The sequence below is a fragment of the Streptomyces sp. NPDC006339 genome (assembly GCF_040612775.1).
Classification (GTDB): domain Bacteria; phylum Actinomycetota; class Actinomycetes; order Streptomycetales; family Streptomycetaceae; genus Streptomyces.
In genome coordinates this window covers 67050-79894 of the sequence record NZ_JBEXQW010000024.1, presented here as the reverse complement: position 1 = coordinate 79894, position 12845 = coordinate 67050, and the positions used below count along the sequence as shown (strand labels likewise).

Sequence of the window (12845 nt, the reverse complement as noted above, 5' to 3'; positions counted from 1 at the left end):
GTCGAACGCAACACCGAAACCCGCGGGGAGGGGGTCGGCCTACGACTACAGGCCCTCGCCGCGGCAGCTAAGGAGAAGCAGCCCGAAACGCATGATGTGCGTCACCATAGCCCAGGACCGGCGGAGGCGGACGTCCGTTTCAGTATGCGGGACGGCTCTCGCGTCAAGGAGTAAACGTGACCCATCACTCCATTTCGGCAATCCTCGTCGCTGCTCGTGACAGAAAGACCACGCAGTGCCACATTGCAGGAATGACTCCCCACACGCCTGTCTTCTGCTCCATCGTCCCGCCGCACGTCCTGGAGCGGCTGGCCCGGTCCGACAACCCCGCCTACGCCGAGGCCGCCCGGCGCACCCTCGCGATCGACGAGGTCCAGCGCACCGCCCGGGCCGCCGCCGCGCCCGCGGCCCCGTCCGGCGCGGCCCCGTCCGGCGAGGGCTCCGACAGCCCGCGACGGACGGTGTACGACGCCCGCAACCGCACCGAGCTGCCGGGCGTGAAGGTCCGCGGGGAGGGCGACCCGGCGGGCCAGGACGCCACCGTCAACCGCGCCTACACCGGGCTCGGCGCCACCTTCGACCTCTTCCTGAAGGTCTACGGCCACCGCTCGATCGACGGCGCCGGGATGCCGCTCCTCGCGACGGTCCACTACGACGAGAAGTACGCCAACGCCTTCTGGAACGGCGAGCAGATGGTGTTCGGCGACGGCGACGGCGAGCTCTTCCTCGACTTCACCCTCCCCGTCGACGTCATCGGCCACGAGCTGGCGCACGGCTTCACCCAGCACACGGCGAACCTCGCCTACTACGGCCAGTCGGGCGCGCTCAACGAGTCCGTGTCCGACGTCTTCGGCTCGCTGGTGAAGCAGTACGCGCTCGGGCAGACCGCCGACCAGGCGGACTGGCTCATCGGGGCCGGGCTGCTCGGGCCGGCCGTGGACAAGGGCACGGCGCTGCGGTCCATGAAGGCCCCGGGCACCGCGTACGACGACGACGTCCTCGGCAAGGACCCGCAGCCGGCCACCATGGACGACTACGTCCGCACCAGCTCCGACAACGGCGGGGTGCACATCAACTCGGGCATCCCCAACCACGCCTTCTACGTCCTCGCCACCGAGCTCGGCGGCTCGGCCTGGGAGCGGGCGGGACGGATCTGGTACGACGTGATGACCGGCGGCACACTGACCGAGGAGACCCGGTTCTCGGAGTTCGCGCGGGCGACGGTGGCCTCGGCGAAGAGGCTGTTCGGCGACGGCGGCGACGAGGTGGAGGCGGTCCTGAAGGCATGGTCGGTCGTCGGCGTACCGACCTCCTGACCCGCGGCCTCCTGGTACACAGGGCCCATGCGGATTTCAGTGCGGCGCACGGGCGGTTTCGCGGGCATCGAGCGGTCGGCGGAGGTGGACACCGAGGGCCTCGCCGACGCGGGCGACTGGCAGACGCTGGCCGCGGCGGTCCTCGCGGAGCCCCCGGTCGACGAGGAAGCCGCCCGGGGCGTCCCGGACGGCTTCTCGTACGCGATCACGGTCGACGGCTGGACGGTCCACTGCCGCGACCCCCACCTCACGCAGGCCCAGCGGGCCCTGATCGCGAGGGTTCTGAAGGAAGGCGCCTGAAGGGAGGCGCCCGAAGGAAGGCGCCCGAAGGAAGGCGTCCGAAGGAAGCGCGGAGGGCGGAACTACCGGCGGCGCCAGAAGCGTCCGGAGTCGTTCCGCCTCGCGGGCCGGACCTCCAGGGTCCAGTCCCCGTCGGCGCTTCCGACCGCCACGAGGAGGGGGCCCGCCGGCAGCGGGCGCGAGGACCTCGGGCGTCTGCTCGCCTCGTTGGCCAGCAGGTGGTCGTCGCGTTCGCCCGGCTCGTAGCCCCGCACCTGGAAGAGGGCGTGCCGGTCCTCGGGGCGCAGCCGGGCGACGAGCTCGGCGGCCGGCCCCGTGTAGAGCAGCACGTCGGCGCCCCGTCCCTCGGCGCGGTCGCCGAGCTCGGCCACGGCGCCGACCGGGCGGACCGCGATCGTCCACGGGCGGCTCACCGCGTTGACGCGCAGGCGCAGCGGGCGGCGGCCGTCGTACCGGAGCAGCGCTCGGCCCTGGAAGTCCACCAGGGTCGTGTTCGCGAGCAGGGTGCCGGTCGCGCCGTCTTCGTGGAGGGTGTGCACGGAGAAGTAGCCGTCGCCTCCCCGCTCGCAGTCGACCAGGAGGAAGCCGGGCGGGAGGGGCACGTCGACGGTGAGATCGGTACTGCCCGTGCCCTCGCGGACGAACTCCGGGAAGTCCTCCCCGAAGAGCGCGGCGGGCGACGGGGGCCCGACCCGCACCGCGTTTCCCTGAGGCCGGGCCGGCATCGGCACGGCCGGCGCGGGCGCCCCGGAGTCCGGGGCGGGGACTTTGGCCACGGCATCGGCGGGAAGGGGCTCGGGGCCGGTCGCCGGGGCCGCGGGCGGGACGGCGGGCGGGGCGGCGGGCGCCGCGGGCGGGGCGTCCGCCTCGGCGGGCCCGTCCGGGTCCCTGCCCTCGACGCCGAAGTCCCCGGCGAGGCCGGCGAGCCCGGAGTCGTACCCCTGGCCCACGGCGCGGAACTTCCACGCGCCGTCCCGCCGGTAGAACTCGCCGAGGACGAACGCCGTCTCCGTCGTCGCGTCCTCGACCTCGTACAGCGCCAGCGGCTCCCCCGTAGCGGCGCTGATCGTGCGTACGTACAGGCCCGGCACCTGGCCGAACGTCCCCTCGTCGCAGGAGGCGGTGATCACGATCCGCTGGACGGCGGGCTCCACGCGCGCGGTGTCGATCTCCAGCCAGTCGGCGACGCGCCGCTCCTCGTCCCGCACCTGCCCGATGTGGCGGACGGCGCCGGAGGCGTGGGTGAGCTGGTTGTAGAAGACCAGGTCGCCGTCGCCCCTGACCCTGCCCGTGGCGTCGAGCAGCAGCGCCGAGGCGTCGACCTCCGGCACGCCGTCACCGGCGTCCCGGCGGACGACCGCGACCCGCCACACCTGTCCGGGGACCGGCAGGTTCTCCCCCTTGATGATCCGCGTCACCGCGTCATGCTGGCACGCGGGCGCGCGGAAGCCCAGCCTCCGCCAGAAGCCGGGCTTCCACTAGAAGCCGAGCTTCCTCAACTGCTTGGGGTCGCGCTGCCAGTCCTTCGCGACCTTCACGTGGAGGTCGAGGAAGACCGGGGTGCCGAGCAGGGCCTCGATGTGCTTGCGGGACTTCATGCCGACCTCCTTCAGGCGGCTGCCCTTGGGGCCGATGATGATGCCCTTCTGGCTGGGGCGCTCGATGTAGACGTTGGCGTGGATGTCGAGCAGCGGCCGGTCCGCGGGGCGGTTCTCGCGGGGCAGCATCTCCTCCACGACCACCGCGATGGAGTGCGGCAGCTCGTCCCGTACGCCTTCGAGCGCGGCCTCGCGGATCAGCTCGGCGACCATGACCATCTCGGGCTCGTCGGTGAGGTCGCCCTCGGGGTAGAGCGGCGGGGACTCCGGCAGGAGCGGGACGAGGAGATCGGCGACGAGCTGGACCTGCTTGTCGCCGACGGCGGAGACCGGGACGATCTCGGCCCACTCGATGCCGAGCTCCCGGCCGAGCTGATCGATGGCGATCAACTGCTCGGCGAGGGTCTTGGAGTCGACCAGGTCGGTCTTGGTGACGATGGCGACCTTGGGCGTCTTGCGGATCTCGGCGAGCTCCTTGGCGATGAAGCGGTCGCCGGGGCCGAGCTTCTGGTCGGCGGGCAGGCAGAAGCCGATGACGTCGACCTCGGCCCAGGTGGTGCGCACGATGTCGTTGAGGCGCTCGCCGAGCAGGGTGCGCGGTTTGTGCAGGCCGGGGGTGTCGACCAGGATGAGCTGGGCGTCCGGCCGGTGCACGATGCCGCGGACGGTGTGCCGGGTGGTCTGCGGCCGGTTGGAGGTGATCGCCACCTTCTGCCCGACGAGAGCGTTCGTGAGGGTGGACTTGCCCGCGTTGGGGCGCCCGACGAAGCAGGCGAAGCCCGCCCGGTGGGGGGCGGTGTTCTCATCGGTGTCTGGGGTGCGAACGCTCATGGGGGCCATTGTCGCCGATGAGCGCCCGCCTCACGTACCCAGTGCCGTCCCGGCCGCCCGACGGCGGCGGATCCGGAGGGCGTCGGCCCGCCGCACGCCGAGGGCGACCGCGCCGCCGCCCCGCGCCATCCGCTCGGCAAGGGCCCGGACGCGAAGGGCCCGGCGCGTGTCGTCCGCGCCGGGCCCCTGCCGGTTCGTCACGCGGGCTCAGCCCGCCGTGACCGCCACCCGCAGCTTTCCGTCGGGACCGGCGAGCAGCACCGGGGTCTCCGGCCCGCCCAGGTCCCGTACCGCCGCGCGGTCCGCGTCGGACGCGGCCTCGGCGGTGGAGACGACGGCCGCGGCCTCCAGCGACTGGGCACCGCTGGCCACGGCCATGGCGACCGCCGTCTGGAGCGCGCTCAGCTTCAGCGACTCCAGGGCGACGGTCCCGGCGACATACGTCCGCCCGGTCTCGTCCCGTACCGCCGCGCCCTCCGCCACCCCGTTGCGGGCGCGGGCGCTGCGCGCCAGCGTGATGATCTTGAGGTCCTCGGCGCCGAGGTCGTCGTGCTCGCGGTTGAGTGTCATGATCCGAGGATAGGGCGGGGCGGTACGGACGGGGCCGGGGCTCAGCCCTGGGCGGCCTTGACGAACTTGTCGGCGGCGAGCTTGGCGAGGGCGTCGAAGTCCTTGTGCCCGGCGGCGTCGGCCGGGTCGTGGCCCAGCCGGGTCACAGCGCCGCCCTGGCCGGCGACCAGCAGGTTCAACTCGGTCTTGTAGCCGTAGTCGGGGATGCTCAGCGTCAGCCGGAACGCCGTCACCTGCTCGGCGCCCTGCGGGGCGGTGAGCTTCTTGACCGTGGCCTTCATCTTCATGTCCTCCGCCTCGGCCTCGAACCCGGTGCAGGTGTCCACGGCGGCGGCCACCGCCTTGACGAAGTCCGCGGCGCCCGTGCCCGGGAAGGTCATGATCTGCTGGTTGAGCGTGGTCGTCTTGCTCCGCTCGAAGTGGACGTCCGCACCGATCGTCGCACCGGGGACCTTGTTCGCGAGCAGACCCACGATCGGCTCGCACGCGGGATTGTCGGCCTTGCCGACGACCGGGCCGTCCTCGGCCTTGCCGGCCTTCCAGCCCGACGGCAGGTCCTTCGCCTCCAGCGCGCCGGCCTTCATCTGAGCGGCGGTCAGCGGCCCGGCCGGCGCCGCGGACGTGGGCGCGGCGGAGGTCTGACCGGCGGAGGTCTGACCGGCGGACGGCTTGTCGGCGCCGTCCTTCTTGCCGTCCGCGTCACCGCCACCGCAGGCGGCGGTCAGCGAGAGCGCGGAGACGGCGAGGGCGGCGGCGAGACCGTGGCGTATGCGAGTGCGCATGGGGAGGTGCCTCTTGAGGGTAAGGAGATGAGCGGAACGCCGGTCCGCCAAAGCGGCGTGACCGGACGGCGAGGAGAATAGCCGCCGCCGGTGACAACCCCGTGCCGTGGGCCCCTCGGACGGGTCCGCTCGGCAACGGGCGAGCGTCGCGGCCCCGGCGGCACCGACACCGCCTCCGGCCCGGGGCCGCCCGCCGCGCGGGAGTCCGCTCAGCCCGCCAGCGGGTACATCGCCCCGCGCCGCCCCTCCGGCGACGCCAGCCACTCCAGCTTCGCCGCCGTGTCGGCCTCCGGCAGCGGGGTGTGGAGCACGATCGCCAGGTCGGGGCGGGCGGGGATGCGGAGTTGGGTGGACTCCAGGTGGAGCGGGCCGACCAGCGGGTGGTCGAGGACCTTGCGGATCTGGCCGCCCGGCATGACGTCCCGCCGCTCCCACAGCTCCGTGAACTCGGCGCTGGCCGCCTTCGCCTCCTCGGCCACGACCCGGAACCCGTCGTCGTCGGGGCGCTCCGAGCACGCGGCCCGGAACTGGGCGACGATCTTGGGCGCCAGCTCCTCCCAGCCGCCCGCCCGGGAGCGGTAGAGGGGGTCGGTGAAGAACGCGATCAGGCAGTTCTGCACGATCTCCGGCCGCATGCCGAGGACGAAGGACGCCGCGTCGTTGTACATGACCGTGTTCCAGTAGGCGTCCATGACGTGCGCAGGGAACGGCATCCACGCCTCGATGAGCCGCCGCAGCCCCTGGCACATGTCCGCGGACTCCGGATCGACCTCCGGCGCGGGCGGGTTGAGCCCCGCGAGGACGTACAGATGGCGCCGCTCCGCCGGGCTGAGCCGCAGCACCCGCGCCACCGCGTCGATCACGTGCGGGGAGACGGTGATGTCCCGTCCCTGCTCCAGCCACTGGTACCAGGACACGCCGACCCCGGCGAGGACGGCGACCTCCTCGCGGCGCAGGCCCGGCGTGCGGCGGCGGGCGCCGCCGTCCGGCAGTCCGGCCTCGGCGGGCGTCACCCGGGCCCGGCGGCTCATCAGGAACTCGCGGAGCTCGGCCCGCCGGTGCGCCTTCCTGTCCGTGCTGCCCACTGCCGTGGCCACGTGCGCTTCCTCCCCCTGGATGCCTGGTGGTGCGACCAACAGGATAAGTTCCCGCTCCCCAGGGGCATTCCCGCGCCGGGAGAGTCGTGACCATGGCAACGACGACCCCTCCCCCGACCGGCCCCGACACCTCGCTCGTACCGGATCCCGCGCCCGCCCCCGTACCGGATCCCGCGCCCGCCCCCGTACCGGATCGCGCATCCGGCCCCGTACCGGATCCCGCCTCGTCGGCGATCACCGGCCGCGCCCGGCTCATCCTGCTCGTCCTGTGCGCCGCGCAGTTCATGGTGGCCCTGGACTTCTCGGTCCTGAACGTGGCCCTGCCGGTCCTCGGCGCCGACCTCGGGATGAGCCCCGCCGCCCTCCAGTGGGCGGTCACCGCCTTCGCCCTGCCGTCCGGCGGATTCCTGCTGCTGTCCGGCCGGATCGGCGACCTGTACGGGCGCAAGAAGCTGTTCCTGCTCGGCCTCGCGCTCTTCGGCGCCGCCTCCCTGCTCGCCACCTTCGCCTGGGACCCGGCCTCCTTCCTCGCCGGGCGCGCCGTGCAGGGCCTCGGCGCGGCGATGATCGTCCCGACCGGCATGTCCCTGCTGACCACCACGTTTCCCGAGGGCCCGCAGCGCGACCGGGCGCTGGGCATCTCCGGCACCCTGCTGTCGCTCGGCTTCACCGTCGGCATGGTCCTCGGCGGGGTCATGACGGACACCCTCGGCTGGCGCTCCACCATGGGCCTGCTGGCCCTGTTCACGCTGATCGTGCTGCCGCTGGCGCCCGGCCTGCTGCCCGAGTCGCGCACTCCCGACCGGCCCCGGCTCGACGTGCCGGGAGCGGTGACCGTCACCGGCGGTCTGCTCTCGCTGATCTACGCCCTGTCCACGGCGGCCGAGCGCGGCTTCGGCGGCACGGACGTGCGGGTCTCGCTGGTCGTGGGCGTACTGCTCCTGGTGGCCTTCGGCGTCGTGGAGTCCCGCAGCGCCGCCCCGCTGGTGTCGCTGCCGATGCTCAGGCGGCGCACGGTGGCCTTCGGCAACCTGGGCGGTCTGGTCACCTTCTCGATGATGTCGACGGTGATCTTCGTCCTGACCCTCTACCTCCAGGAGACGCTGGGGCTGTCGCCCTTCGCCACCGGTCTCGTCTTCGGGGTGCAGGGCGTCGTGTCGGTCTTCGCCGGCACGGTCGCGCCGAAGGTCATCGGCCGCCTGGGCGCCCGCCGAACCCTGGTCCTCGGCCTGGCCGGTCAGGGCCTGCTGACCGCCGCGCTCCTCGGCATCGGCACCGGGTCGGGCGCGATCCTCGCCGGCGTCGCCGTCTCGCTGGCCTCCATGTGCCACCTGGGCGCGATCATCGCGTACGGCGTGACCGTCACCTCCGGCGTCCCCGACGGGGAGCAGGGCCTGGCGACCGGTCTGGTCACCACGACCCAGCAGGTCGGTCTCACCGTCGGCATCCCGATGCTCGGCGTGCTCGCCACCACGGGCGACAGCCTGTACGGGGGCGTGCGCACGGTCCTCGCCCTGGACGCGGCCATCGTGCTGGCGGCGGCGGTGCTGCTCGCCCTGGGGCTGCGGCGCGGGAAGTGAGCTACGGCCGGTCGAGGCGGAGCCGTACCGCCTTCGGCAGGCCGGCGACGACCAGGTCGTACGAGTCCTCGACGAGCTCCCGGACCGTCCGGTCCGGGAGCTCCGCCACGGTGACGGTGTTCCAGTGCCGCTTGTTCATGTGGTAGCCGGGGGCGATCGCCGGGTACTCCTCGCGGAGCCGTACGGCCTCCTCCGGGTCGCACTTGAGGTTGACCCGCAGCGGCTCGGCGTCCAGCCAGGACAGCGCGAACATCTTCCCGGCGACCTTGAAGACCGAGACGTCCGGGCCGAACGGGAACTCCTCGCTCGCGTCGTCGAACTCCAGGCAGAACGCGCGCAACTGGTCGGGCGTCATCGCTCGGCCGTCCCCTCCCCCTCGCCGGTCTTCTCGACCGGTTCGACGAGCACGGTGACGATCTTGTTCCGGCGGCCGGCCGGTGATTCGGCGGTCAGCCGCAGCCGCCGCCCGTCGGGCAGCTCCACGACCGTGTTCGCACCGGCGATCGGCACCCGGCCGAGGGCCTTGGCGAGCAGTCCGCCGACGGTCTCCACGTCCTCGTCGTCGTACTCGTCGGGGCCGAAGCCGTACAGCTCGCCGAGGTCGCCGATGTCGAGGCGGGCGGTGACCCGGTAGCGGCCCTCGCCGAGCTCCTCGACGGGCGGCAGCTCCCGGTCGTACTCGTCGGTGATCTCGCCGACGATCTCCTCCAGGATGTCCTCGATGGTGACGATCCCGGCCGTGCCGCCGTACTCGTCGATGACGACGGCGACGTGGTTGCGCTCCTGCTGCATCTCGCGCAGCAGGTCGCCGGCGTTCTTGGTGTCGGGCACGAAGGCCGCCGGGCGCATCGCCGTGGACACCAGGTCCGCCTCGGCCTCCCGGTTGATGTGCGTCTTGCGGACCAGGTCCTTCAGATACACGATGCCGACGATGTCGTCCTCGTTCTCCCCGGTCACCGGGATGCGCGAGAAGCCGGAGCGCAGCGCGAGGGTCAGGGCCTGGCGGACGGTCTTGTAGCGCTCGATGCAGACGAGGTCGGTGCGCGGCACCATCACCTCGCGCACCAGGGTGTCGCCGAGCTCGAAGACCGAGTGCACCATCCGGCGTTCCTCGTCCTCGATCAGCGACTCCTGCTCGGCGAGGTCGACCATGGCGCGGAGCTCGGCCTCGGAGGCGAAGGGGCCCTTGCGGAAGCCCTTGCCGGGGGTGAGCGCGTTGCCGATGAGGATGAGGAGCTGCGGGACCGGGCCCATGATCCGGGCCAGCGGCAGCAGCACGTACGCGGCGGCGGTCGCCGTGTTCACCGGGTGCTGGCGGCCGATGGTGCGCGGCGAGACGCCGACGGCGACGTAGGAGACGAGCACCATGACGGCGATCGCGACGAGCAGCGCCTCCCAGGTCTCCGGGAACTCCTCCAGGCAGGCGTAGGTGACGAGCACGCCGGCCGCCATCTCGCAGGCGACGCGGACGAGCAGCGCCACGTTGAGGTAGCGGGTGGGGTCGGAGGCGACCTGGACCAGCTTCTCGGCGCCGCGCCGCCCGGACCGCAGGGCCTCGGCGGCGCGGAAGCTGGAGACGCGGGCCAGGCCGGCCTCGGCGCAGGCGGCGAGCCAGGCGACGATGACGAGGGCGACCGCGCCCATGATCAGTTGTGCGCTCATGACCGGCGGGGGTCAGGAGACGGTCGGCGCGGGCGACGGGCCGGTCAGGCCCTTCTCCGCACGCCAGCCGTCCACGATGGCGGCCTGGAGGCCGAACATCTCGGCCTTCTCGTCCGGCTCCTCGTGGTCGTAGCCGAGCAGGTGCAGCACGCCGTGGACGGTCAGGAGCTGGAGCTCCTCGTCCATGGAGTGCTGCGTCGGGGCGTCCTCGCCCTGCTTCTTGGCGACCTCGGGGCAGAGCACGATGTCGCCGAGGAGCCCCTGCGGGGGCTCCTCGTCGTCCTTCGACGGCGGGCGCAGCTCGTCCATCGGGAAGGACATGACGTCCGTCGGGCCCGGCAGGTCCATCCACTGGATGTGGAGCTGCTCCATCGCCTCGGCGTCCACGACGATCACCGAGAGCTCGGAGAGCGGGTGGATGCGCATGCGCGCGAGCGCGTAGCGGGCGATGTCGAGGATCGCCTGCTCGTCGACCTCGGTTCCGGACTCGTTGTTGACGTCGATCGACATGTGCTGCTGCTTCTACTTCCCGTTGCGGCGTTCGTGACGGCCGCCGTCCCGGCCGCCGCCCTCGCGGTCGCCGTTGCGGCTGTCGTACTGCTCGTACGCGTCGACGATACGGCCGACGAGCTTGTGCCGTACGACATCCTGCGACGTGAGCGCCGAGAAGTGCACGTCGGGGACCCCTTCGAGGATGTCCCGGACCTGCCGCAGACCGCTCTTCGTGCCGCCGGGGAGGTCGACCTGGGTGATGTCACCGGTGATGACGATCTTCGAGTCGAAGCCGAGGCGGGTGAGGAACATCTTCATCTGCTCGGGGTTCGTGTTCTGCGCCTCGTCGAGGATGATGAACGCGTCGTTGAGCGTCCGGCCTCGCATGTACGCCAGCGGCGCGACCTCGATCGTCCCGTTCGCCATCAGCTTGGGGATCGAGTCGGGGTCGAGCATGTCGTGCAGCGCGTCGTAGAGCGGTCGCAGATAGGGGTCGATCTTCTCGTAGAGCGTGCCGGGCAGGAAGCCGAGGCGCTCGCCGGCCTCGACGGCCGGCCGGGTCAGGATGATCCGGGTGACCTGCTTGGACTGCAGGGCCTGGACCGCCTTGGCCATGGCCAGATACGTCTTGCCGGTGCCGGCGGGGCCGATGCCGAAGACGATCGTGTGCTTGTCGATGGCGTCGACATAGCGCTTCTGGTTGAGCGTCTTGGGGCGGATGGTGCGACCGCGGCTGGAGAGGATGTTCTGCGTGAGCACCTCGGAGGGCGTCTCGACCGCCGGGTCTCCGGTCTCCTCCCGCAGCATGGCGATCGATCGTTCCACGGCGTCCTCCGTCATCGGCTGTCCGGTGCGGAGCACCAGCATCATCTCGTCGAACAGGCGCTGGATGAGTGCGACTTCCCTCGCGTCACCGATCGCGCTGATCTCGTTTCCCCGCACGTGGATGTCCGTCGCCGGGAACGCCTTCTCGATCACGCGCAGCAGGGAGTCGCCGGACCCCAGCATCGTCACCATCGGGTGCTTCGCGGGGACGGTGAACTGTGCGCGTGCCTGCCCCGGCGCGGGGGCGTGGGATGTGGGTGTCTGAGTCATGGGCCGGCACTATGGCCTGCGCATACCTCCTGTCGCAGGGTTCTCGCTGCTCGACAACCTCTCGGGTACCAAGCCTACGACTCGCGTCGGACAACCCAGAAGCCTTTTACGGGGCGCGGGCCTTTTGCGGGCCGTGGCCTTTCGCGGGCCGGGGGCTTCTACGGGGCGGGGGCGGGGCGGAAGCCGATGGTGGGGACCGCGCGGCGCAGCGGCCAGGGGCGGTCCTGGCCGGGGAGCAACCCTTCCAGGAAGGCGTAGCGGGCGCGCAGGGCCGCCGGGTCCTGGCACTCGTGGCCCTGGACGTGCTGCCACCAGGCGGCGATCTCGCCCCAGGTGGGCGCGGAGAGGGAGCCGCCGAACTCCTGCACGGACAGGGCGGCGGTCAGGCCGGCGAAGGCGAGCCGGTCGGCGAGCGGCCAGTCGGCCAGGGTGCCGGTGACGAAGCCGGCCACGAAGACGTCGCCGGCGCCGGTGGGGTCGAGCGCGGAGACCTGGATGGCGGGGACCTCGGCCGTCTCGCCGGTGGCGCCGTCCACGGCGTAGGCGCCCTCGGACCCGAGGGTGACGACGGCGTAGCGGACCTTGTCGGCCAGGGCGTGGGCGGCGGCGCGCGGGCAGTCGGTGCGGGTGTAGCGCATCGCCTCGGCCGCGTTGGGCAGGAACGCCTCGCAGTGCTCGAGGTCGGTCAGACCGGCCAGGTCCCAGCGTCCGGTGTCGTCCCAGCCGACGTCGGCGAAGACCTTGGCGCCGCCCCGGGCGGCCCGGGCCACCCACTCCTCGCTGCGGCCGGGCACGAGGGAGGCGACGGCGGCGCGGGCGCGCGGCGGGTAGGCGGGCGGGGCGCCGTCGACGGGTGGGGCGGCGTGGCCGTGGGAGACCATGGTCCGCTCGCCCTCGTACGCCATGGAGACGGTGACGGGCGAGTGCCAGCCGGGGACGGTGCGGGAGAGCGCGAGGTCGATGCCTTCGCCCTGTTCCAGGGCGTCCCAGCAGTATTCGCCGTAGTGGTCGTCGCCGAACGCGGCGGCGAGGGAGGTGCGCAGGCCGAGCCGGGCGAGGGCGGTGGCCATGTTGGCGACGCCGCCGGGGCTGGATCCCATGCCGCGCGCCCAGGACTCGGTGCCGCGCACGGGGGCGCTGTCGAGGCCGGTGAAGATGATGTCGAGGAAGACCGTGCCGGTGAGGAAGACGTCGCAGTCGGGGTCGGTGGGCTCGCGCAGGCGCAGCAGCGGGTCGACGTCGGCGAGGTCGGTGTCGCGGTCGGTCACGGCAGGCTCCCCGGTCGTGGTGCTGATGTCGACAGTGTGCCGGAAGGGGCCGGGGTGACGGGTCCGGCGCAGCGAATTCGCCGCCGAATACCCATGATCATCTTGCGCCAAACCTTTCTTCGGCGGAGAGTGACCCGTCTCACAGACCGAATCGGGGGATAACGGCTTCTCCGTCCCCTCGGATGCTTGATACACATGGTGCCGCGACCCCGTGGATCACCGGGCGCCATCTCACTTTCCCGTCCGGTTCCTGG

At 72.3% G+C, this 12845-nt stretch carries 14 protein-coding genes; 3 read left to right on the top strand and 11 right to left on the bottom strand.

What is annotated here, in order from left to right:
• The first annotated feature begins 251 nt into the window (after positions 1-251).
• Together ABZ135_RS20670 and ABZ135_RS20665 are read left to right on the top strand one after the other, a co-directional pair.
• Positions 252-1316 carry a M4 family metallopeptidase gene (locus tag ABZ135_RS20670; protein ID WP_356697665.1) on the top strand — a complete coding sequence of 355 codons (1065 nt, stop codon included), beginning with the start codon at positions 252-254 and terminating at the stop codon, positions 1314-1316.
• Between the two features lie 27 nt (positions 1317-1343).
• A complete protein-coding gene (locus tag ABZ135_RS20665) occupies positions 1344-1616 on the top strand; it encodes a protealysin inhibitor emfourin (RefSeq protein WP_356697664.1) in 273 nt (90 codons plus the stop codon).
• A gap of 62 nt (positions 1617-1678) precedes the next feature.
• Here the strand turns inward: ABZ135_RS20665 and ABZ135_RS20660 are convergent, their stop codons facing one another.
• The 6 genes from ABZ135_RS20660 to ABZ135_RS20635 form a co-directional block, all read right to left on the bottom strand.
• A complete protein-coding gene (locus ABZ135_RS20660) occupies positions 1679-3034 on the bottom strand; it encodes a TerD family protein (protein WP_356697663.1) in 1356 nt (451 codons plus the stop codon).
• A gap of 60 nt (positions 3035-3094) precedes the next feature.
• Entirely contained in the window at positions 3095-4045 is a 951-nt protein-coding gene (gene era, locus ABZ135_RS20655) for a GTPase Era (RefSeq protein ID WP_356697662.1), read from the bottom strand.
• 30 nt (positions 4046-4075) lie between these two features.
• Complete coding sequence (locus ABZ135_RS20650; protein WP_356697661.1) at positions 4076-4246, bottom strand: hypothetical protein; 171 nt, start codon at positions 4244-4246, stop codon at positions 4076-4078.
• A gap of 6 nt (positions 4247-4252) precedes the next feature.
• Complete coding sequence (locus ABZ135_RS20645) at positions 4253-4615, bottom strand: cytidine deaminase (protein ID WP_356697660.1); 363 nt, start codon at positions 4613-4615, stop codon at positions 4253-4255.
• 41 nt (positions 4616-4656) lie between these two features.
• A complete protein-coding gene (locus ABZ135_RS20640; RefSeq protein ID WP_356697659.1) occupies positions 4657-5397 on the bottom strand; it encodes a hypothetical protein in 741 nt (246 codons plus the stop codon).
• Positions 5398-5606: 209 nt separating this feature from the next.
• On the bottom strand, positions 5607-6494 hold the full coding sequence (locus ABZ135_RS20635; RefSeq protein WP_356697658.1) for a helix-turn-helix transcriptional regulator: 888 nt from the start codon (positions 6492-6494) through the stop codon (positions 5607-5609).
• A gap of 92 nt (positions 6495-6586) precedes the next feature.
• Here ABZ135_RS20635 and ABZ135_RS20630 point away from each other — a divergent pair, with 92 nt between their 5' ends.
• Positions 6587-8074, top strand: a complete 1488-nt coding sequence (locus tag ABZ135_RS20630; RefSeq protein ID WP_356697657.1) for an MFS transporter — start codon at positions 6587-6589, stop codon at positions 8072-8074.
• A gap of 1 nt (position 8075) precedes the next feature.
• Here the strand turns inward: ABZ135_RS20630 and ABZ135_RS20625 are convergent, their stop codons facing one another.
• From ABZ135_RS20625 to ABZ135_RS20605, 5 genes are all read right to left on the bottom strand, one after another.
• Entirely contained in the window at positions 8076-8429 is a 354-nt protein-coding gene (locus ABZ135_RS20625) for an MmcQ/YjbR family DNA-binding protein (RefSeq protein ID WP_356697656.1), read from the bottom strand.
• Positions 8426-9736 (bottom strand): hemolysin family protein, encoded by a 1311-nt coding sequence (locus tag ABZ135_RS20620; protein ID WP_356697655.1) that lies wholly within the window; start codon positions 9734-9736, stop codon positions 8426-8428. The genes ABZ135_RS20625 and ABZ135_RS20620 overlap by 4 nt, the downstream gene beginning before the upstream one ends.
• Positions 9737-9748: 12 nt before the next feature.
• Complete coding sequence (gene ybeY, locus ABZ135_RS20615; RefSeq protein WP_356697654.1) at positions 9749-10246, bottom strand: rRNA maturation RNase YbeY; 498 nt, start codon at positions 10244-10246, stop codon at positions 9749-9751.
• 12 nt (positions 10247-10258) lie between these two features.
• A complete protein-coding gene (locus tag ABZ135_RS20610; protein WP_356697653.1) occupies positions 10259-11323 on the bottom strand; it encodes a PhoH family protein in 1065 nt (354 codons plus the stop codon).
• Positions 11324-11481: 158 nt separating this feature from the next.
• A complete protein-coding gene (locus tag ABZ135_RS20605; RefSeq protein WP_356697652.1) occupies positions 11482-12591 on the bottom strand; it encodes a PfkB family carbohydrate kinase in 1110 nt (369 codons plus the stop codon).
• Between the last annotated feature and the right edge of the window lie 254 nt (positions 12592-12845).